The following is a 20,016-nucleotide window of genomic DNA, read 5'->3' on the forward strand; positions in this document are numbered from 1 at the left end:
GTATGCGTGGAGTGGATGCGGTGGCCCCATAACGGATGCCGCAAGAGCCGCCTCGCTGGCTCTGCCGCAGTAGGGGAAATACGAGGAATGGAGTGTGTGATGCCAGCGGGATCGACTCGTAAGCGGGAGCGGCAGTACGAGCACATCAAGGAGAGCGCAGAAAAGCGTGGTGCTTCCGAGGGGCGTGCGAAGGAGATGGCAGCACGCACGGTGAACAAGGAGCGGGCGCGCTCAGGCGAGGCGAAGTCCGCGAGCAAGACGTCCACAGGTGATTCGAAGTCTGCCTCGCAGCGTGGTGGTGAGCGATCCCATCGTGGAGCGCAGGGGCCAACGAAGGACCAGCTGTACGAGGAGGCGAAGAAGAAGCACGTCGAGGGCCGCTCGACGATGAACAAAGAGGAGCTGCGCAAAGCGCTCGGTCATTGACCTCGCACGGACCACCGAGCAGGTCTTCTCCTGGGTGGGCCAGCCGATGGCGGGGGCGAGGGCGAGGAGACGAACCCGGAGGACACCGACAGGCCTACACACGGGCGGATGTCTGCTTCGCGCGGCCGGCTACTGGACTGGAAGGCGGTATGCATCATGGGACATGGCGGCGATGTCATCGAGGAGCTGACGGCCGACCACCGTGAAGTGGACGAGCTTTTCGACCGGATCGAAGCCGTTCCGGCACGAGGCTCAGAACGCAGACGGCTCCTCGACCAACTGACCATTGAACTGGTACGGCACGCAGTCGCAGAGGAACAGCACCTGTATCCAGCGGTACGAGAGCACGTCCCAGGCGGGGATGCGCTGGCCGACAAGGAGATCGACGACCACAGCCGAGTTGAGCAGCTTCTGAAAGACCTTGAGGGGATGAACACGGACGATCCCGAGCTCATCCACCTGTTCGTCAAACTCCGCACCGAGGTCCGCGCCCACGTCCAGGACGAGGAGAGCGATCTGTTCGTTCAACTCCGTGCGGCTTGCGGTCCGGAGGTTCTGGATCTCCTGGGGCAGGAGGTCCGTATGGCGAAGGAAACTGCTCCTACTCGCCCCCACCCCGGCGCTCCGAGTTCCCCGCTGGCCAGCAAGATCCTTTCTCCTGGGCTGGGCCTGGTCGATCGTGCCCGCGACTTCATCACCGGCCGCGGCGAATGAAGGCGCCACGCGCAAACCAGACCGGTCCCGGCCGCACAGTCTCCGCGTGGTTGAAGGGCGACGAGGTATCCCCGGTAGGCGGCCGCGGGGAAATTTGCCGGCGACTTCAGATTTCGTGATCGCCTTCGCGGGTCAGGTGCCGTTCCTCATCCCAACAGGCTTGGGTTCGGTAGGCGGGTGTGGCGGCGGGGGAACAGGGTCCGGTGGAGAGGGCATTGGGCCTGGTACCGGGTCCGGCGGGCTCGGCACAGGGCCAGGCGAAGGAGGGACGGGCTCGGGGTGCGGGCCCGGTGGTCCCGGCGGTGGTGTTGTCACAAGGCCTCCTCGATTGGCGCACAGCCCAGAATTGGTCAGCCGGCGGACAGCGCTTCGACGAGGTCGCCAACGGCCGGATCAGGCAGTGCCCGGGCGACATCGGCCTGGGCGACCATTCCGACCAACACGTGTCCGTCTATGACCGGCAGTCGACGCACTCATCGTGCGGAGAATCTCCGACGCATCGTCGTCCGCGCCAATCGTGACGGCCTCACCCTGCGCCAGCTCGCCCGCCTTGATCTCAGCGGGGTCCTTGTCCGCCGCAAGCACCTTCACCACGATGTCACGGTCGGTGAGTACGCCCTTGAGACGTTCGTCCGCTCCGCAGATAGGCAGAGCACCCACGCCCAGTTCGGCCATCTTGTGGGCGGCCAGGAGCGCGGATTCGTCCGCGCCGATGCACTCGGCGTCCGGCGTCATGATGTCTCGCGCCGTAGTCATCACACACTTCCTTTCCGATGGATTTCGGTTCGGACACTTGCGCGGTCTTCCCGCGGTCAGGTGGTGAGCAGGCGGTTGAAGAACGAGCGGTAGCGCTGAAGTGCTATGCGCAGATCCTCGGTGAGGACCTCCTCGCCCCGGCCCCACTGGCTTTCGAGCCCTTCCTTGCGGGATGCGAACGACCCGGCCAGCGTCTGCATGACCTCGGCGACCAACGCGTCGGCCGCGCGGACGGCTTCCTGCGGATCGTCGACGAAAGCTGTCTGGACGGCCGTCCATTTGGACTGGAAGGCCTCGGCTTCCTCGGGACCGAGAAGCGGCTCGTTCGCCTGGGTGTCTTCCGGCGCCGATCCATGCGGTGCGCCTGCCGCCGGCTCCTGGGACGCCGCGTCCGCAGTGGCACCCTCGGCGGACGGGGGAGCGTCATCCGCCGCTGCCGACGCCGTCCCGCGATCTGCGTCCTGGTCCTCCCGGGGCCGGGCAAGATCCTCGGTGCTCAGGCCCATATCGCCCGCTTCACTGTGTTCGCGCTGCATGCTTGTCCACCTCGTCCGAATCAATTTCGGCGGGCTCTCCATCCGCGGCCCGCCGACATACGCGGGGTCCGGGTCAAGCGCGTTGCTGTCCCGGCCTGTCGCCGTTGGTGAGCAGGTCGTCGAAGAGCGCGCGGTAGTGCACCATCGCCCCCCGCAGTTCCTCGGTGGTCGTCTGCCGGCCGCCGGCTCGTGCATTGACTTCGTGGGCGGCGCGATAATGCTCCAGCGTGCGCCCATGCTCGACCGACAGGTCCTTCACCTGCTGCTCGTACCCCTCGGTCGGGTAACCACGTTCCTTCATGAGCCGGGTCACCAGCTGGTCCGCCTCACCGACCGCCTCTTGCGGACGGTCCACGAAGTGCTCCTGCACGCTGTTCCAGTCCCGCGCATACTGCTGACGGGCAGTCGAGGCCAGCGGCTTCAGATCGAGGTCGTCATGCCGTTCCTCGCGGGCGCGCAGATCACGTTCTGCCGCCCTGTGACCACCCTCGGCTTCCACCGCGCGCTCGTACTCGGCGCCGAAACGGTCCCTCAGGTGACGGCGACGAACTGCCGTCCACAAGCCGATCGCGAGGACAATGACGACGACCGCGACAATGATCGCAATGACAATTCCTGACGACATCGCACGCCTCCCTTGATGTCGCTGCTCAGATCCCTGTCATCCGGCCCCAGGCGCGCGGCAGCCCGGGAGGCGATTCCCGCGCCCCGCACGCCTTGCCGGGCCGCCGCATGCACTCCACCCATACGCCCCCAACGCCCCGCCCGCCACCCGGGACAGCACGGTGAACACACAGGGCACCGGACCAGAAGCGGTAGGTATGCGGCTGCGGGCACTGCTGACGGTCAACAGGGCAGACCCAAAACCAATCACTCCCCACGCTGCGCGACAGCCCGGCGCCAGCGCAGACTGGGGAGCATGAACCCCTACGAGGGGCTGGCCACGGTGGAGCGCACGGACGGGACCCTGGTCCGCGTCTGGGCAGAGGTCACCGTCGCCCAGGAGCACAGCCCGGCAGACACGGACAGGCCCTGGACGGCCCGGCTGACCGCACCCGGTGGCGAAGCACTCCTGCTGCGGGGCACCGTCACCCTGGTCCTCGACTCCGGGACCCGCTGGCCCGCCGAGGTCACCCACACCCAGCTGTCGTCCGGACCGCACTCCCCGAACTGGACCGAGATCAAGGGCACCGGGCCCGCAACCACCCGGCCAGACGCGATCACCGGCAGCCACGCCGAACGCGGTGACGGACCACAGCCTGGCATCGCCGGCCCCGGCGAACACAGAGGAACAGTTCACCGGCCCGAACCGGACCACGACCACGACCACGACCACGACCACGACCAAACCGTCGAGCACCCGAACCAAGGCCGCATATCGGGCATATAATTTCGGGGATGCGGGACATCCGAAGAATCGCCGAGTACACCCGAAGGTCGCCACAGGGATGTTCCGCACCGCCACGCAGACGGCCCCCGGCACGCGGCATCGACTGAGTGCCAGGGGCCGCCGCACAAGCGGGCGTCCCACCCCGCCACGTCGCCGCGCAGCTCACCGGTGCCTGGGTGCAGGAAAAGCGGCACACCCGCTGGTCTGCGCACGCGGCGCGGGCATCTGACCCGATGGCCGATGCCGAGCCTGGCCGCCCGCTCGTTGAGCCTCACGCTGAAACCAGGAACAAGAGAAGAGACGGCGAGTGGAACGGCGCCCCCTCCCCCAGCCCGCACGCCACGCTGACGAGCCGCTCAATGAGCACGGGACAGGGCCGCTCGGTGCGGACGGAGCGGGAACGGGTCTCTACACCGCCGACCAGGCAGCGGTGGTGGCCACAGCGCTCGTCTCCCAGATCCACGCCGCGGCAGCCGAGCTGGCCGGACTCGCCGAACACCTCCTGGTACTCCAGGAGCACCGATACCCCGACGGGCCATAAGCACGAGGCCCGTGAGACCTCCCGCCTGGTCGAAAAGGCAAGATGCCGGATCGGACGGTCGCGGCGAGGCGTTGCGGGTGGCCAGGATGCTGTGGCCACGCGGCAGATGTACGAGCATCAGATAGCGGGTGGAGCGCTCGACCGCCAAGTGGCGACGAGAGTGGTGCTCCTGGCTGCAACGTCGCGCGCCGCATTACACGGAGCGTCTTGCCCTTGCCCGGCGTGGACTCGCGCACGCCGCAACCACAGACGTGGAACAGCCCTTCGTGCACCCGGCCGACACCGTGACCGCACGACCGGCACCTGGACCCCGCAGCCATGAAAAGGATGGGCTCGTGCACCGTCGCCCGCTGCACCGCCAAACATCGATCACCACAGCAGCCGCCCACCCCGGCTGGTGCGCCCGATAGCTCCCCAAGGTGCGAGGCACCCGATACCGATCAGACTTGAATGCATGGCAGAAGAACGTCGGCCGCGCGGCGGGAAATCCTCGACGACAGCCGCGCGGCGAAAGCGACGTCTCCCGCAGCGCGGCGGAGCGATTCGGAAGCGCGCACCGCGCACGTCAAGCTGCGTTTTGCGGGCCCGCTGCCCTGTTGCAACTTCGTCGCCGCTGCAGGCACTCACGTTCAGGCTGTCAGAGTCTGACATGGGACTGATCACGGGACTGATCACGCTCCCCAACGCACCGGTCCGCGCTGTGATCTGGGTGGCGGAGAAGCTCTCCGATGCTGCCGAGCGCGAGTTGCACGCCCCAGGAGTGCACCGTGCCCAGCTGGCTGTACTGAACCGGGAGCTTGAAGACGGAGATATCAGCACGGAGGACTTCGAACCGGGAAGAGGAAAGGCTGCTGGACCGGCTGCATGCTGCACAGGTCGGCCCCGCACCGGACGATCGAAGGTGACGCACTCATGGATGACACAGCCAAGGTGACCCTCGCGGCCGCAGTAGTGGGCGGCTATGTGCTGGGCCGGACGAAGAAGGGCCGGCTGGCGCTGACCATTGCGACGTATCTGGCAGGGAGACGATTCGGCCTTGAACCCCGACAGCTTGCCGCCGAAGGGATGCGCAGACTCGGAGAGATTCCCCAGTTCGCCGAGCTGCAGGAGCAGCTCAAAGGGGAAGTCTTCGACGCGGGCCGTAAGGCAGTGGCTGCCGCCGCCGACCGGGGCATGAGTTCGCTGGCCGATGCCCTCAGCGACCGCACGGCCCGGCTCGGTGAGAAACAGGATGAGGCGGAGGAAGAGGGAGGTGCGGAGTACGAGGAAGAGGAAGAACCGGAAGAGGAAGAGCCGGAGGCCGAGTACGAGGAGGAGGAAGAGAAAGAGGAAGAGGAGGAACAGCCGGAAGACGAATACGAGGAGGAGGAAGAGGAAGAGGAAGAGCCGGAAGAGACGCAGCCGAAGCGGCGCCGCGGAGAGAAGTCTCGGACGGCCAAGAAGTCCGCAGCCCGGAAGACAGCTCCGGCGAAGAAGACAGCTGCGAAGAAAACTGCTCCGGCCAAGAAGTCCGCAGCCCGGAAAACGGCTCCGGCGAAGAAGACAGCTGCGAAGAAAACTGCTCCGGCCAAGAAGTCCGCAGCCCGGAAGACGACGTCCTCGAAGCGAGCAGCGTCCAAGCGCGCCGATCGTCGGAGGTAGTCAGTCATGACCAGGACGGAATCAGACCAGCCCACGGCACAAAAGTCGGGTGCGGACCGGCTTCGCGAAGAGGCGTCCAACTTCCTCAGTGCACAGGTGGAGAGTCTCGCCGAGAAAGCGGGCGACAAACTGACCGATGTCACTGGGCAGCTCACTGATGTGGCCGAGAGTGGATCGCTTCCCGCGATCGCCTCCCGTATTCTCCAGGGCGAATCCCCGCTGAAGGCATTCGTCGGGGAGAAAGCCAAGGGCGTCAAGGACAAAGTCGTGGGGAAGGTCAAGGAAGCGTTCGGCGGCGGAAAGGGGAAACGCAAGTCGAGCGGCGGCAAGGTCATGAACATCATCGAGGTTCTCGATGTGGGAGTGCCCCTGCGTGTCGCGTACGACCACTGGACGCAGTACGACCAGTTCAGCAGCTTCGCGAAGGGCGTTCGCGACGTCTCGAAGAGCGACGAGATGTCCAGTGGCTGGAAGGTCAAAGTCGGGCCTTCCTCGCGCAGCTTCAAAGCGACTGTCCAGGAACAGATTCCCGACGACCGCATCGTTTGGACATCCGAGGGAGCCAAGGGAACTACCCGTGGTGCGGTCAGCTTCCATGAGTTGGCACCCAGCCTGACTCGAATCGTCCTGGTCGTGGAGTACTACCCGTCCGGGTTCTTCGAGAAGACGGGCAACCTGTGGCGCGCTCAAGGGCGCCGAATGCGACTCGACTTCAAGCACTTCCAGCGATACGTGTCCCTCGCTCAGGAAGAGCCCGAGGGCTGGCGCGGTGAAATCCGGGACGGTGAAGTCGTCGTGTCCCACGAAGACGCCATGGAAGAAGAGGCCGCTGAGCAGGAGGACGCACAAGGCGAGGAGCCCGAGGACGAGGACTACGAGGACGAGCCCGAGGACCACGAGCCCGAGGACGAAGACTACGAGGACGAAGACGAGCCCGAGGACGAGGAAGGAGGCGAATACGAGGAAGATGAAGAGGAAGAAGGAGAAGAAGAGGATGTAACCCCCTCCAGGAAGCAAAGAGGACAGAGGCGACGCCGCGACTGACGTCAACTTCAGGCAGGGGGCCTACCCCGTTTCGGGACCGCAGAAGACCCACCAATCTTGTCGGGCCGCAGTCTGTCCGGATGGGTCATGATCCACCGCAGGGGCGCTGTCACGTTGGCCGAATGGGTGGGATGATCTTCGGGTTGATCGCTGGTGGAGGGGTCGTCCGTGGAGGGCATGTCGCCGTCGTACAGGGGTCACCAGTACCCGGTCGAGGTGATCTCCCATTGCGTGTGGTTGTACTTCCGGTTCCCGCTCAGCTTCCGTGAGGTGGAGGAGTTGATGCTCGAGCGCGGCGTGGTCGTCTCCCACGAGACCGTCCGGCGGTGGTGCGCCAAGTTCGGGCAGGTCTACGCCTCTGTTCCATTCATGCTGTTCCTGAGCTGCGTCAATGATCTGCTGCACATCCTCCACTGAGGACTCTTGCTGGCAGCGTGCAGTCATCGACAGCAACGCGGCATAGGCGCTCACCGGCAAGGTGCGCTGGGCCTGTTTGGTATCGGTCTGCCACACGGCGATCCAGTGCTCAATCTCCTCGGCATCGCCGCGGACACCCAGCTGCACAAAGTAGCTGTCCAGGCTGGTAGCGAAGGAAGGACCGTACTCGCCCTGTGCCAAACCGAGGAGGGAGTCAGCCCAGGCCCAGCGCGATTCGGCGTCGTCCGGCATCAGGGCGAGCTCTCGCGCGACCGATACGTGATCGAACCGGTCTTCGTCCCGCCGACCGATCGATACGTCTTCGATGATCCACGGCCTTTTTCTGCGCACCGCCGCACCCTCCCCTGGGAGTTGAACACTAAAGCAGTGACACTACGGACCACCTCTGACATACGCGGGCAAGTTCGGCAGAGAGAAGCAGGTAAAGCAGGCATCGTCGGGGTAGACCGGGCCACCGCATGACGGGCACGCCCACTTCCCCGCCTCCTGACGACGCAGCCTCTCCTCGTGCTCCTGGCGGCGTCGGGCGGTGCGGCCTCTTGTGAGGTCGTATTGCCGGTACCCTGCGGTGTCTACGGCGTCAAATAGCGGGCGCCGAAATCTGGAGGCACCACCCCATGCTGATTGCTCAGCGTCCCGCGTTGACCGAAGAGGTCGTCGACGAGTTCCGCTCCCGGTTCGTCATTGAGCCGCTGGAGCCGGGCTTCGGCTACACCCTCGGCAACTCCCTGCGTCGTACGCTCCTGTCCTCGATCCCCGGCGCTGCTGTCACCAGCATCCGGATCGAGGGTGTCCTGCACGAGTTCACCACCGTGCCGGGCGTCAAGGAGGACGTCACCGACCTCATCCTCAACATCAAGCAGCTGGACCTCTCCTCGGAGCACGACGAGCCGGTCGTGATGTACCTGCGCAAGCAGGGTCCCGGCCTGGTCACCGCTGCTGACATCGCCCCGCCGGCCGGTGTCGAGGTCCACAACCCGGACCTGGTCCTCGCCACGCTGAACGGCAAGGGCAAGCTGGAGATGGAGCTGACCGTCGAGCGCGGTCGCGGCTACGTCTCCGCCGTCCAGAACAAGCAGGCGGGCCAGGAGATCGGCCGTATCCCGGTCGACTCCATCTACTCGCCGGTGCTCAAGGTCACGTACAAGGTCGAGGCGACCCGTGTCGAGCAGCGCACCGACTTCGACAAGCTCATCGTCGACGTCGAGACCAAGCAGGCCATGCGTCCCCGTGACGCCATGGCATCGGCCGGCAAGACGCTGGTCGAGCTGTTCGGCCTGGCCCGCGAGCTCAACACCGACGCCGAGGGCATCGACATGGGCCCCTCCCCGACGGACACCGCTCTCGCTGCCGATCTGGCGCTGCCGATCGAGGAACTCGAGCTCACCGTCCGGTCGTACAACTGCCTCAAGCGCGAGGGTGTCCACACGGTGGGTGAGCTCATGGCCCGCTCCGAGGCCGACCTCCTCGACATCCGCAACTTCGGTGCGAAGTCGATCGACGAGGTCAAGGCGAAGCTGGCCGGCATGGGCATGAGCCTCAAGGACAGCCCGCCCGGATTCGACCCGATCGCCGCCGCCTTCGGCGACGCGGACGCGAGCTACGTCGAGACCGAACAGTACTGAACGCTGCGCCGGGTCACACGGAGCCGGAGGTCGCCTCCCGGACCGTTACGCGGGGCCGCGCAACGCTTCTGTCGAGCCGCCACCATCAGGAGCACCCCCGTGCAGTCGCGATCAGAACCGGATCACCGTAACGCGCAGCACAGACGCGGTCGCAGGAGTTCCCACGGCATCGCCGCCCGCCGCCCCGCCAAGACACCCACCCCTTCGTACGGCTATCGCGTACAAAGAGGTGTCGGCGTCGGGAAACGGCTTGCCCACGGGGTCTGACCAGCAGAAACGGCCGGAATCCGGAAAGAGGGGTTCACACCTCCGGTCACACCTCCGGTGCAACCCCGGGCGCACCTCTCCAGCCACCTGTGCAGACAACCGTGGGTGCAACCCTCCCCAGCCCCGAACAGGCCCCTACCAGGGCGGCTTGCCCGGACCGGCTTGCCCACCCCGCCCGACCGTCCTGCAGAACGCCGGAACCGGCCCGGGCACGCGAGGAACGTACAGGTCAGCGCGAGCCCTTGAGACCTTTCACCAGCGCCCGGCGTACCGGACCGCCGTCATCCGCCAGGAGCAGCAGCGCGCGTACTACCTCCGCCTTGTCCAATCGGCGCCCGACATCGGCCCTCAGATCCAGCAGCAGGCGGTCCACCTCTTCCGCCTGCTGCTCATCGAACCGAACAGTCATCGACACTGCGTCCGCCGCCTTCGGCGCGGGCCTGTTCACGAAGCGCGGGGCGCGGCGCGGCCTGGCCACAGGCGCGGGCGCAGCCTCGGCCGCCGTCGGAACTCGGCGGTCCTGTCCTGCGAGCCCGGGTGCTCGCAGCCCTCGGCCGGCCGCGCGAGGAGCGCCCGGCCGACGAGGAACCGTATGGCACGCTCGTGGTCATCACCGACACTGCGGCCACCAAGGTCTTGATGCAGTTGCGGGATGACAAGCCGGGCCTGCGGGCACCGGGCACCTGGGCCCCCATGGGAGGGGAGCAGAGCCCGGGGACGCCGACCCGCACGCCACCGGCATCCGGGAACTGGGCGAAGAGGTCGGCCTCGAGGGCATCGAGCTGACGCCCATGTTCTCCATCGACTCCGATGGCTACCCCGTGCACGTCTTCCACGGCACCTGGGACGGTGACCCGGACACGCTGACCCTCAACCGAGGGCCAGGCCCTCGCCTTCGTCGACCCGAGGAACATCGGGGACCGCCCGATGAGCATGCTCGCCCGCTACGCCGCCCTCCGCGGACTCGCCGCGGAACACGTCCAGGTTGAGGTGGGTGTATCCGGCTGCCGCCGCCCGCTCTTGCCGCCCGGCAGGGCTTAAGCGACGAAGAACTCGCCCGCAGGCACCCCGCCGACGCGAACGAAGACGAGCAGCCGGCCCGGCCCTGCTCCCGCGCGGAGGCGAGCTGACGACCGGCGTGCGGATCGAACTCTGCCGGGCCTGCGACGCCCACCGCCCTGCCGCCCGCCCGGCGGGGCCCCCGGCGCGCGAAGCTGCGGGCCGGTTAGCGGCTGCCGGCGGCGGCAGCGGCGGAGACGGGTGCGGTGAGCATCCCTTCGACGGCGTCGACGAAGGGCACCGCCCAGGCCGGGGGGGTCTCGCCGGGGGAGGTGTCGCCTCTGCGCTCATGGTCGGCCGCGGTGTGCACCAGGACCAGGCCGAGCATGCGGAGCCGCTGCTCCACCACGGGCTCGGGCATTTCGGCGAGGCAGCGGCGGATGCCCTGCCGTACCAGTCGGAAGCTGGCGGCGGATTCCCAGTCGTACGAGTTGTACTGGGGGTCGACGACCAGTTGGGCGAGGAAGCGGCCGTAGTGGGTCGTACCGGCGGAGACGGCGATGGCCAGTGGGAAGACGAGCTCCTCGAGTAGGCAGCGCAGGTCCGCGGGGCGGCCCTGGGCCTGCATCTCGGCGATCATGCGGAGTCGGCGCTCGTTGATGCCGCTCATCCGGTGCTCCAGCAGCGCCATGACCAGCCCGTTCTTGCTGCCGAAGTGATACAGGACGGCGGAGTTGTTGCGCTCGCCGGCGGCAGCGGCGATCTCCCTGAGGGAGACCACGCCGATCCCGCGCTCAGCGAAGAGCCGCTCTGCGGTGAGGAGAAGCCTCCTGCGGGTGTCCTGCGCCGCCGTACCCATGCCGATCAACCGCCCTTCTGCGTTCGGGGACCGTACGGTCGCCCGGTCATTCTGGAGCTTACGTCTTGCCCATTTCAAAGCATGCGACTTAAGATCTCGTGTAAGTGATTTAAACCCTGGCTGCCGCCCTGAATCCAGCTCCCAGCCCCACCGTGGCGCTCGCCCACCCGCTGCCGACCCAACTGTTGGAGACACCAATTATTGGGTCGGGCTGTGCCACAACCCCACCTGCCAGACCGCCACCAGCGGCTCATCACCTCGCTGCGTGCACACGGGCGCATCCTCGGGCTTGAGGAGAGGAGCCACATGGATGTGGGCCCGCTCGGACGGGACCACGACCTCCCGCCGCACACCGCCAGGGTTCCCCACCGGCCGCTGAACGGCCTGCCACTCCCCTTCTCCATCCACCCCTTGGGAACGAGGACCGAATGACCGATCATCCGGAACTGAACTGGGACGACACCACCGACCACGCCAACGCCACCCGCGGTCTCATCGACAAGCTGGATCCATGCGTGATCCGCGACGAGGCCGGCCGCGTCGTCTGGGACAACGACCGGTGGGACTTCCTGGAGAAGGACTGCCCGGAGACCGCCAATCGCAGTTTGTGGCGGCAGAGCCGCCTCAATGCCCTCCAGGGCCTGTTCGAGGTGGTACCCGGGATCTACCAGGTGCGCGGGTTGGACATCTCCAACATGACGCTGGTGGAGGGCGAGCGGGGCGTCATCGTCATCGATCCGCTGACCAGCATGGAGTGCGCGGCAGCGGGGCTCGCCCTGTACCACCGCCACCGCGGCGACCGTCCGGTCACCGCGGTGGTCTACACCCACAGCCACGGCGACCACTTCGGCGGGGCCCTCGGGGTGACCACCGCTGAGGACGTCGCCGCAGGCCGGGTGCCGGTGATCGCTCCCTCCGGTTTCCTGGAGCACGTCGGGGAGAACGTCTTCGTCGGACCTGCGATGAGTCGCCGCGCCGTGTACATGTATGGGAGTTCACTTCCCGCGGGTCCGGAGGGCATGGTCGGCTTCGGCGTCGCCCAGGACATCTCCACCGGTACCATCGGGCTGATCCCCCCGACGGTCACGGTCACCGAGACCGGCCAGGAGATGGTCTTTGACGAGGTCCGGTTCGTCTTCCAACTCACGCCGGACGCCGAGGCCCCCTCGGAAATGAACTTCTACTTCCCCGACCACAGGGCCCTCCTGGTCGCCGACAACGTCGTGCGCACCCTGCACAACCTGGGCACCCTGCGCGGCGCTCCGGTGCGCGACGCCCGCGCCTGGGCCGACTACCTCACCGAGACTGTCCGGCTGTTCGGCGACGACGCCGAGGTGCTGATCGGCTCCCACAACTGGCCTACCTGGGGCCGTGCGGAGCTGCTGCGGCTGCTGTCCGAGCAACGCGACGCGTACTCGTACATTCACGATCAGTCGGTGCGGATGATGAATCAGGGTCTGACGGCCGCCGAGATCTCCGAGGAGCTGTCCGAGCTGCCCGGCGACCTCGGCCGGGCCTGGCATCTGCGCGGCTACTATGGCTCGCTCAGCCACAACACCAAGGCCGTGTACCAGCGCTACATGGGCTGGTTCGACGGCAACCCAGCCCACCTGTGGCTGCACCCGCCCGTGGAGGCGGGCAGGCGGTACGTGGAGTTCATGGGCGGTGCGGACGCCACAGTCGAGAAGGCCCGTGCCTCCTACGACGCCGGCGACTACCGCTGGGTCGCCGAGGTCCTCAATCACGTCGTCTTCGCGTACCCCGACCACACCGAGGCCCGCGAACTGCAGGCCCGCACCTTCGAGAAGCTCGCCTACGGCGCCGAAAACGGCACCTGGCGCAACTTCTACCTCACCGGCGCCCAGGAACTGCGCAGCAAGGCTGGTGAGGGCGACATGCAGAAATGGGGACTGAGTGGGAACCTCCATCTGCTCGCGGGCCTGTCCGCCCGGCAGATCTTTCAGTTGATGGCTGTCCGCCTCAACGGCCCCCGCGCCGCGGCCCACCGGCTGCTTCTGCGCTGGGAGTTCACCGATTCCGGAGAGGTCTGGACACTCCTCATGGCCAATGGCGTCCTCACCCCCATGCTCGGTGACGCCCCCGGCGGCGAAGCCCCCCATCTGACGCTCCGGCTCACCCGCACCGAGCTCAACCTCGTCCTGGCCCGGCACACCACCTTGGCGGACTCCGCCATCGAGCTGGAAGGAGACACCACCGCACTGACGACGCTGTACGACCTGCTGGAAACCCCACCGCGTTCTTTCGCGATCGCCACTCCGTAGCACCCGGCCCTCAAAGCACGCACTCCCTCGACACCCCTGGCGGCGGTGAACGGCAGCGGGAGTGCGATCACCAAGGACGGAACATGACGAACCATCTGACACGGGAACAGATGCGGCGGACGGCCGCTGAAGGGTGGATCTACGGGCACCCGATGCTGGAGAACTACCGGACGATGTACGCCCAGGCCATCGATACCACCGACCCTGCCCTTGCCGAAAACGTCATCCATTGAGGTCATGCGGCATGTCGGTACTCGTGGAGAATGCCGCCGAGGCGATCGCGGCGGCGTATGTCGAGGCGGGCGATCTCGTCCGGATCAGTGATCGGCGTGGGCAATGGATACAGCGGGCGGGCATTCGCGATGCCCTGGTGCGGCCGATGGGAGTTGTAGAAGTGTTCGAACTCGCGCAGGGCGTGGAGCAGATGTCGCTGGTTCCAGATCAAGGTGCGGTCCAGCAGTTCGCGTCGGCAGGTCTGCACCCAGCGTTCCATGATCGAGTTCATTCGCGGCATCTGGACGCCACTGAGTACGACCTCTATCCCCGTATCCCGCAGGACCGTGTCGAACAGGTCGGAAAACTTTCCGTCCCGGTCCCGGATCAAGAACCGCGCCCGGCAGCCTGTGTCCTCCAAGTCCATGACCAGATTCTTCGCGGCCTGCACCACCCAAGCGCTGGACGGGTGCGCGGTCGCACCCAGGATGCGGATCCGGCGACTGCCGTGCTCGATCACCGCGAACACGAACAGCCGCGCCCCGGACAAGGAGACCGTCTCCAGAAAGTCGCAGGCCAGCAGGGCCTCGGCCTGGGAGCGCAGGAAGTCCGCCCAGGTACTCGAGCTCCGTTCGGGTGACGGGTCGATCCCGGCGTCCCTCAGGATCTCCCAGACGGTGGAGGCGGCCACTTTCACGCCGAGGACCATCAGTTCGCCGTGGATGCGGCGGTAGCCCCAGCTGGGGTTCTCCCGTGCCAGGCGCAGGATAAGAACGCGGATGGAAGGCACGGTACGCGGCCGTCCCGGTCGTTTCGGGCGTGACGCGGCAGCGTGGCGGTGTGCGACCAGGTCGCGGTGCCAGCGCAGCACGGTGTCCGGCTGAACGAGCAGCCGTAGCCGGCGCAGTACGTCCAGCGGGAGCCGATGCAGCAGCGCCGTCAGAAACACTCGATCGCTCGGGCTGAACCGCACCTTCGCCTTGCCGAGTTGACGCTCCAGCACCGACAGTTGGTGGCGCAGGGCGAGGATCTCGAGGTCCTTGTCCCTGTCGCCCATCGGCAGCAGGCGCAGCATGGCGAACGTGTTCGTCACACCGAGGTGAGCCAGTCGAAGCAGCACGGTCGATCATGATGCCGCAGTGACCGCCGGCAGCGTGAGAGCCCTTGCTTGAGCGATCGCTGTCGGCATCCGCGAAACCCGGCACACCCACCCCCCACCAGGGCGGATGAGGTTATCGGCAAGGGCAGCGCTGCTGCGCCGGGAGGGGCTGTACCACTCGCACATCATCGACTGGCGGACCGCCCGGGACGCCGGCGCGCTGGCCGACGCCTACGCCACCAACCCGCACCGGTTCCGCCGAAGACCGACGCCACCCCGCCTCCCGAAGGCGGCCTGGATCAACCAACCCGCCAAGGAGGAGCATCAGGAAGAACCCGCAGCCTGACGTGTCTCACCGGAATTGACAGGCACCGCCTCCCAAACTCGTCGAGATCACCCATCCCTGGATTGGGGTGCCTCCCAAACTCATCGACAAGTGACTTCACGAGATGCAAGAACGAATGTCGGTGAGTGTTGGCAGCGCTTCCAGCCCGAGAGGGCGGGAAGTGTCGGTCAGAAGCAGAAACGGCTGGACGCTGCCCCAGGTCTACCCGCAACTGACCATGATGGCGCTGGCACACCACGTCGCGGCCGCGTGAGCCGTTCGTGCCGGGTTCAGCAGTCGTAGCGGTGGGTGTACGGGGTGTCTGGGCAGACGCGGCAGACGAAGAAATACATGCCGCCGATGTCGCCCAGGCCCATGTCGTGTCCGAACGCGTCGAGGGCGGCGGGGTCCGCCTCGGCCCGCCAGGACGGGGTCGCGGCCTGGTCCTGGCTGGGGTTCCGGTCGTCCAGGGGGAGCCAGCGACCCATGCCCGGTTCGGTCGCGGTGACACTGAGCAGGTGTTCCATGCGCGTGCCGCAGCTCGCGCAGTCGGGCCAGTCCGGGGGCTGGGTCCACCCCGGGTAGCCGCCGACCTTGCTCTGCTGCGTGGTGGCCACCTCGAAGTAGTCGAATCCGCGTTCCTCCTGCAGGGCCTCGAACCGCTCGTCGAGCAGCTCGCTGAGTCCCTCCGGCAGGTCCCAGTTCGGATACTCCACGGTCGGTGTGGGGGACACCGTGCACGGGCGGGGCAGGGCAGGGTGGTCGGGTCCTGGGAGGGGACATCCCGCTTGATGTGCTGGGCGTAGGAGGTCCAGGAAGTGGCCCGGTCGGCGCCGCGGTGGCGGCGCCGACCGGGGTCCTGTGGGTCAACCCATCGTGGTGGCGAAGATGTGCAGAGTGGTCCTGCCGTCGGATGTACGGGGCAAGACGACGCTCGCAACGGCCTTGCCCGCTCGCAGGGGCACGGTCGCCGCATAGACACTCACTTATGGTTCGTACGGCCACTGGCCGAGTTGAGGTAGGGACGGGTGGTAAGGATGTCGGTGCCGACGGCCGGGCTGTTCCACCAGAAGTCGGCGAAGCCCAGGAAGTAGGACTGGGTGGTGCCGTCGGTGTAGGTGATCGTTCCGGTGCCGGAGGTCGAGCCGGCTGCTGAGAAGCCCAGGAAGCCGAGCTTGCTGCCGGTTCCGGTCAACGCGAAGGACTGGCCCTTGGCGATGATGTTGTCGGGCGTGCCCGGTGTGGTGTTGGGCCAGGTGACGGCCGGTCCGCCCGCATCACCGCCGGAACCGGCCGATCGGTGGATCAGTCAGTGGTGCGCGCCACGACCTCGGAGATCACCGGGGCCGGGCTCCCGGTCTTCCACAGCAAGCGCACCGTGTCGGCCTTGATGCCGTGCGCGGGCAGGCGCGTGTACGGCCCTGACAGCGCCCCGATGGTCCGCCACGCATCGCCGTCCTTGACCTGTACCAGGGCCTTGGAGCGGCTGTCGCCGGGCTGGAGGACCAGCACCGAGTCCAGCGACTTCGCCTCCGGCAGCTTCACGACGAGTGCGTCGCCGTTGGCCGGCGGACCGTCGGCGCGGTAGGCGGTGTCCAGGTCCCCGTCCGCCACGGCTTCCAGCGATGAGCCCTGCGCGGCAGCCGGGGAACCGGAAACCCCGCTGTTGGCCCCACCGACGACGTTAATCTCGGCAGCCGTGGTCCACGGGTTGCCGTTCACTTCGCTGAGCGCGCGCAGCCGGACGTAGTGCGCGCTGACCGGGGTGAAGCAGGCCTTCTTTTCCTCGGCCGTGTTGGTCCAGGTTCCGGTGGCGACCGGGTTGCCCCAGTTGGTGCCATCCTTGCTGGTGTACACCTCGTACTTGGCGATGCGGCCGTTGCCATTGTCCTGGCGTGGCAGGTAGGTCAGGCAGGACACAGACTTGTCGGCGCCGAGGTTGAGCTGGATCTCGTGCGGCATCGGGTCGGAGGTGCCGGACCACTTGGTGTGCCAGAAGGTGTCCGGGTCGCCGTCGACGGCGTTGGTGGCCGGGGCGTTCTCGCCGACGGTCTCCTGGCTGTCCGCATAGGTCACCGACAACATGCTCTTCTTGATGCCGAGTGCGGCGTCGTACTCTTTCGTGGCCTGCTTCACGAATGCGTCCACTACCCGGTCGCCGACCCGGACGTTTTGCGTGGTGCCGGGGCGGGGGTGTGTGGAGGCCGCCTTGACCAGACCGGGCAGCGCCTGCCGGTCGGCCCACGCGCCGGCCGCGTCTCCCGCCTGCTGGCTCTTCAGCATGTCCAGGGCCGTAACCATGGCCGTTCCCCAGTCGGCCGCGGAGTCCAGCCACGGCGCGGCATCGGTGAGGAAGCCCTGCTGACTCTGCGCCAGATCCGCACGCAGCACGGCGGGGCCCTCGGCGACGGCCGTCAGCCGGGGACGCAACGCGTGCACTGCCTGGACCGGGTCGGTCGGCCAGGCCGCCCAGAACTCCTTGATCGCCGCGGCCAGCTCCGGGGCCTGCGCCTTCTGGAGCGGAGAGGTGGTGTTGAGATCGGCGAATGCCCGCAGGGCGGCGGTGGTCGCCGGGTCTCCGCCGGCGAGCTCCGAGAGGGACGCGGCCCAGGAGCTCTGCGGTTCGTAGGCCTCGGCGTTCCAGAGGTAGTCCGCCACCGTGAACAGGGCGATCCTTGACGCATACGACTGGTTCATCGGATTCGCGGTGAGACCCGCGAGCTGCCCGGCCACGCCCGCTTCACGCCCGGTGTACGGGGCGAGAAGCAGGCGATCGCTGAGGTAGTCGTTGACCGGGTAGTTGTCCCAGAGCAGGATCTTGTGCCCGAAGACCTTCTCGGCTTGCTGCGCCTGGGCGGTCGTGATGCTGCCCGCGATCACACCTTCACCGGTCCACCCCATCAGAACACGGGGGTCCAGCTGTTCTCTGAGGGCGGTCTTGTACGTGCTGTTCCCGGTGTCGGCGTACTCAATCGGCACCGTCTGCAGCGGCTTGGCACCGGCGTGGGTGTCGATGAAGTCCTTCTGCACCCGGTTGAGCAGGTAGGACTGCGCGGCCCCGGCCGCGGCGGCGTTGGTGCCGAACTTCGTCTTGTCGCTGGCGCAGACGGGGTTGTAGCCGATGTCGTCCAGCGGGATGGAGAAGGAGCGCACACCGATGTCCCACAGTGACTGGAACTTGGCCACGAGTGCTTTCTCGTCCGCGTCGGAGCTGTAACAGACGTCCAGGCCGGGCGAGAGCGCGTAGGTGAACGCCATGTGGTCGACGGTGGCCCGGTCGGACAGGCTCTTGATCACCGCGAGTTTGTCGGCCGGATACTGATCACGCCACTTCGCGCGCAGGTAGGGGTCGTCCTTGGGCGAGTACACATAGATGTTCATCTTGTGCGCCGCGGAGAAGTCGAGGATGTCCAGTCGCGCCGGATCCGACCACGGCGTTCCGTAGAAGCCTTCGATGGTGCCGCGCAACGGGGTGGACGGCCAGTCCCGCACGGCCAGCCCGGCAAAAGTGCGCTGGGGGTCCTTGCCTTCGGGCAGCACGATCTGACGGAGTGTCTGGGCGGCGTAGAACGTTCCCGCGTGATCGGCCCCGGCCAGCACGATCGTCTGCTGCCCGGCGCCCAGCTCATAGCCTTCGGCGGGCAGACCGCCGACGCCCGGGAGCCCGAGTTCGGACAGCGCGTGCGCGGACCCGGGAGTCTCGTCCGGGCCACCGACGTACACCGTGAGGTTCTCGCCCTCAACGGGGTGGTCGGCGCGGACGATGTCGTGGGCGCCCGCGGCGCGCAGGAGCTCTTCGGTCACCCTGATCGCCGACGGATCGGCAGAGGCTCCGGCGATCAGCGTCACCACAGGAGTGACGGTGACATGCCCGCCCTGCGGGGTGACGGATCGGGGCTTGGGGAAGATCTGCGGTGTCCTCACCGCTGCTTGCTGCGGTGCGCTCTCCGCTGCGTGTGCCGTCCACTGGATTCCGGGCAACGCGACGCCCGCCGTTATGGCGAGCGCGGCGCCGGCCGCCAGCACCACCCGTCTGACGCGTGGCAAACCGTTCGACTGCTCCATGAGACATCTCTCCTTGCTCTGCTGTCCGGCTTGTTGCTGCGCATGCTGTCCCGGCCTGCGACGCCGGGCAGATGTCGGCAGCCACCAGACGGTCGGGGCGACCATCAGACTTGACGACTCGCCGTTGCTGCCGAGAACTTCGGATCACGGTGCGTCCTGCGCAGGCATCCAGTGCGGATCGCGCGAGCAGTGCAACCGGCGGGCCGGAGTGCCACTCACGGGACGACAGTGGTCTAGACAACAACGTAGTGGGCGCCGAATTCCACCGTCAATACCGGATCGATGTGCTCAATTTTTGGATTCACACCGGGGTAAGGATGCTCGTTTCCGGCTGCCTGCAACAGTCGTGGGCCCGGCGCGGCCCAGCCCACGCAGAAAGGCCCGGCACGGCGGAACGCGGGAGCTGGTGCCGCCCGGGAGGCGGGCCATGACAGTCGGCGGGCCGTCCGCCTCCGCACGGAGCCTGGTCAGGCGCCGGGACGGAAGGCGGCGACGAAACCGGTCGAAGGCCGGACGAAGTTCAGCCGGCTCACGAACTCCAGCGCCTCCGGGGCGCCGACGAGCCGGTCCATCAAATCCCGTACGGCGCGCGGACGCAGTCGTTCACGAGTCGTTCGTCGTGCCCGGCTATGCCGGATGCCCACCTCGACCGGACCATTGGCATCGCGGAGTGGCACAGTGCTCCGTCGCCCCGGTGAAAACGACGGCGAAACAATCGACGTCGTTCGCCTGCGTCACTCAGCCAAAGTGCCGTGGTAGGGCACTGTCACGTTGGCTGATCGGGGTGAGATGATCT

18 protein-coding genes and 3 pseudogenes are annotated in these 20,016 nt (G+C 67.1%); 12 read left to right on the forward strand and 9 right to left on the reverse strand.

What is annotated here, in order from left to right; translation table 11 throughout:
• Positions 1-99 precede the first annotated feature (99 nt).
• Together OG972_RS41070 and OG972_RS41075 are read left to right on the forward strand one after the other, a co-directional pair.
• Entirely contained in the window at positions 100-426 is a 327-nt protein-coding gene (locus OG972_RS41070; protein ID WP_266991255.1) for a plasmid stabilization protein, read from the forward strand.
• 156 nt (positions 427-582) lie between these two features.
• A complete protein-coding gene (locus OG972_RS41075; RefSeq protein ID WP_266992932.1) occupies positions 583-1,140 on the forward strand; it encodes a hemerythrin domain-containing protein in 558 nt (185 codons plus the stop codon).
• 350 nt (positions 1,141-1,490) lie between these two features.
• Here the strand turns inward: OG972_RS41075 and OG972_RS41080 are convergent.
• The 3 genes and pseudogenes from OG972_RS41080 to OG972_RS41090 all read right to left on the reverse strand — a co-directional run bounded on the left by OG972_RS41080 (position 1,491) and on the right by OG972_RS41090 (position 3,057).
• A pseudogene (locus OG972_RS41080) lies at positions 1,491-1,896 on the reverse strand (CBS domain-containing protein).
• A gap of 56 nt (positions 1,897-1,952) precedes the next feature.
• Positions 1,953-2,432, reverse strand: a complete 480-nt coding sequence (locus OG972_RS41085) for a hypothetical protein (protein WP_266991257.1) — start codon at positions 2,430-2,432, stop codon at positions 1,953-1,955.
• A gap of 73 nt (positions 2,433-2,505) precedes the next feature.
• Positions 2,506-3,057, reverse strand: coding sequence for a hypothetical protein (locus tag OG972_RS41090; RefSeq protein ID WP_266991259.1), 552 nt, complete (start codon positions 3,055-3,057; stop codon positions 2,506-2,508).
• Positions 3,058-3,351: 294 nt separating this feature from the next.
• Here OG972_RS41090 and OG972_RS41095 point away from each other — a divergent pair, with 294 nt between their 5' ends.
• From OG972_RS41095 to OG972_RS41125, 7 genes and pseudogenes are all read left to right on the forward strand, one after another.
• Positions 3,352-3,822, forward strand: coding sequence for a hypothetical protein (locus OG972_RS41095; protein ID WP_266991261.1), 471 nt, complete (start codon positions 3,352-3,354; stop codon positions 3,820-3,822).
• 307 nt (positions 3,823-4,129) lie between these two features.
• Positions 4,130-4,363, forward strand: coding sequence for a hypothetical protein (locus OG972_RS41100; protein ID WP_266991263.1), 234 nt, complete (start codon positions 4,130-4,132; stop codon positions 4,361-4,363).
• Between the two features lie 649 nt (positions 4,364-5,012).
• Positions 5,013-5,268 (forward strand): annotated as a pseudogene (locus OG972_RS41105) (gas vesicle protein GvpG).
• A gap of 7 nt (positions 5,269-5,275) precedes the next feature.
• A complete protein-coding gene (locus OG972_RS41110) occupies positions 5,276-6,004 on the forward strand; it encodes a histone protein (protein WP_266991265.1) in 729 nt (242 codons plus the stop codon).
• Between the two features lie 6 nt (positions 6,005-6,010).
• Entirely contained in the window at positions 6,011-7,048 is a 1,038-nt protein-coding gene (locus OG972_RS41115; protein ID WP_266991267.1) for an SRPBCC family protein, read from the forward strand.
• 177 nt (positions 7,049-7,225) lie between these two features.
• Positions 7,226-7,405 (forward strand): annotated as a pseudogene (locus OG972_RS41120) (IS6 family transposase); the annotation flags it as partial.
• A 698-nt stretch (positions 7,406-8,103) separates the two neighbouring features.
• Entirely contained in the window at positions 8,104-9,111 is a 1,008-nt protein-coding gene (locus OG972_RS41125; RefSeq protein WP_266991268.1) for a DNA-directed RNA polymerase subunit alpha, read from the forward strand.
• A gap of 496 nt (positions 9,112-9,607) precedes the next feature.
• On the opposite strand, the gene OG972_RS41130 is transcribed toward OG972_RS41125, so the two are convergent.
• Complete coding sequence (locus tag OG972_RS41130) at positions 9,608-9,787, reverse strand: hypothetical protein (RefSeq protein ID WP_266991270.1); 180 nt, start codon at positions 9,785-9,787, stop codon at positions 9,608-9,610.
• A gap of 816 nt (positions 9,788-10,603) precedes the next feature.
• A complete protein-coding gene (locus tag OG972_RS41135) occupies positions 10,604-11,236 on the reverse strand; it encodes a TetR/AcrR family transcriptional regulator (RefSeq protein ID WP_266991271.1) in 633 nt (210 codons plus the stop codon).
• Between the two features lie 428 nt (positions 11,237-11,664).
• Here OG972_RS41135 and OG972_RS41140 point away from each other — a divergent pair, with 428 nt between their 5' ends.
• Together OG972_RS41140 and OG972_RS41145 are read left to right on the forward strand one after the other, a co-directional pair.
• Positions 11,665-13,518, forward strand: a complete 1,854-nt coding sequence (locus OG972_RS41140) for an alkyl/aryl-sulfatase (protein ID WP_266991273.1) — start codon at positions 11,665-11,667, stop codon at positions 13,516-13,518.
• Between the two features lie 83 nt (positions 13,519-13,601).
• Entirely contained in the window at positions 13,602-13,751 is a 150-nt protein-coding gene (locus OG972_RS41145; protein ID WP_266991275.1) for a hypothetical protein, read from the forward strand.
• 2 nt (positions 13,752-13,753) lie between these two features.
• Here OG972_RS41145 and OG972_RS41150 read toward each other — a convergent pair whose 3' ends face one another.
• On the reverse strand, positions 13,754-14,851 hold the full coding sequence (locus tag OG972_RS41150; protein WP_266991277.1) for an integrase core domain-containing protein: 1,098 nt from the start codon (positions 14,849-14,851) through the stop codon (positions 13,754-13,756).
• Between the two features lie 106 nt (positions 14,852-14,957).
• On the opposite strand from OG972_RS41150, the gene OG972_RS41155 reads away from it, so the two are divergent.
• The gene (locus tag OG972_RS41155) at positions 14,958-15,176 is read left to right on the forward strand and encodes a hypothetical protein (RefSeq protein WP_266991279.1); all 219 of its coding nucleotides are present in this window, start codon (positions 14,958-14,960) and stop codon (positions 15,174-15,176) included.
• Positions 15,177-15,445: 269 nt separating this feature from the next.
• Here OG972_RS41155 and OG972_RS41160 read toward each other — a convergent pair whose 3' ends face one another.
• The 3 genes from OG972_RS41160 to OG972_RS41170 form a co-directional block, all read right to left on the reverse strand.
• Positions 15,446-15,889 carry a hypothetical protein gene (locus tag OG972_RS41160; RefSeq protein WP_266991280.1) on the reverse strand — a complete coding sequence of 148 codons (444 nt, stop codon included), beginning with the start codon at positions 15,887-15,889 and terminating at the stop codon, positions 15,446-15,448.
• 248 nt (positions 15,890-16,137) lie between these two features.
• Positions 16,138-16,350: a hypothetical protein gene (locus tag OG972_RS41165; protein WP_266991282.1), complete on the reverse strand. Its 213-nt coding sequence runs from the start codon at positions 16,348-16,350 to the stop codon at positions 16,138-16,140.
• Between the two features lie 110 nt (positions 16,351-16,460).
• Positions 16,461-19,220 carry a beta-N-acetylglucosaminidase domain-containing protein gene (locus OG972_RS41170; protein WP_266991283.1) on the reverse strand — a complete coding sequence of 920 codons (2,760 nt, stop codon included), beginning with the start codon at positions 19,218-19,220 and terminating at the stop codon, positions 16,461-16,463.
• Positions 19,221-20,016 lie beyond the last annotated feature (796 nt).

The organism is Streptomyces sp. NBC_01669 (assembly GCF_026339735.1).
In the GTDB taxonomy this organism is placed as follows: Bacteria; Actinomycetota; Actinomycetes; order Streptomycetales; family Streptomycetaceae; genus Streptomyces; species Streptomyces yanii.

Excerpts from the sequence above, each read along its gene's own strand:
- OG972_RS41115 (WP_266991267.1), top strand. The coding sequence starts at position 6,011 with ATGACCAGGACGGAATCAGACCAGCCCACGGCACAAAAGTCGGGTGCG.
- OG972_RS41085 (WP_266991257.1), bottom strand. The coding sequence starts at position 2,432 with ATGCAGCGCGAACACAGTGAAGCGGGCGATATGGGCCTGAGCACCGAG.
- OG972_RS41140 (WP_266991273.1), top strand. The coding sequence starts at position 11,665 with ATGACCGATCATCCGGAACTGAACTGGGACGACACCACCGACCACGCC.
- OG972_RS41125 (WP_266991268.1), top strand. The coding sequence starts at position 8,104 with ATGCTGATTGCTCAGCGTCCCGCGTTGACCGAAGAGGTCGTCGACGAG.
- OG972_RS41155 (WP_266991279.1), top strand. The coding sequence starts at position 14,958 with ATGAGGTTATCGGCAAGGGCAGCGCTGCTGCGCCGGGAGGGGCTGTAC.
- OG972_RS41075 (WP_266992932.1), top strand. The coding sequence starts at position 583 with ATGGGACATGGCGGCGATGTCATCGAGGAGCTGACGGCCGACCACCGT.
- OG972_RS41170 (WP_266991283.1), bottom strand. The coding sequence starts at position 19,220 with ATGGAGCAGTCGAACGGTTTGCCACGCGTCAGACGGGTGGTGCTGGCG.
- OG972_RS41070 (WP_266991255.1), top strand. The coding sequence starts at position 100 with ATGCCAGCGGGATCGACTCGTAAGCGGGAGCGGCAGTACGAGCACATC.
- OG972_RS41145 (WP_266991275.1), top strand. The coding sequence starts at position 13,602 with ATGACGAACCATCTGACACGGGAACAGATGCGGCGGACGGCCGCTGAA.
- OG972_RS41090 (WP_266991259.1), bottom strand. The coding sequence starts at position 3,057 with ATGTCGTCAGGAATTGTCATTGCGATCATTGTCGCGGTCGTCGTCATT.
- OG972_RS41130 (WP_266991270.1), bottom strand. The coding sequence starts at position 9,787 with ATGACTGTTCGGTTCGATGAGCAGCAGGCGGAAGAGGTGGACCGCCTG.
- OG972_RS41110 (WP_266991265.1), top strand. The coding sequence starts at position 5,276 with ATGGATGACACAGCCAAGGTGACCCTCGCGGCCGCAGTAGTGGGCGGC.
- OG972_RS41095 (WP_266991261.1), top strand. The coding sequence starts at position 3,352 with ATGAACCCCTACGAGGGGCTGGCCACGGTGGAGCGCACGGACGGGACC.
- OG972_RS41135 (WP_266991271.1), bottom strand. The coding sequence starts at position 11,236 with ATGGGTACGGCGGCGCAGGACACCCGCAGGAGGCTTCTCCTCACCGCA.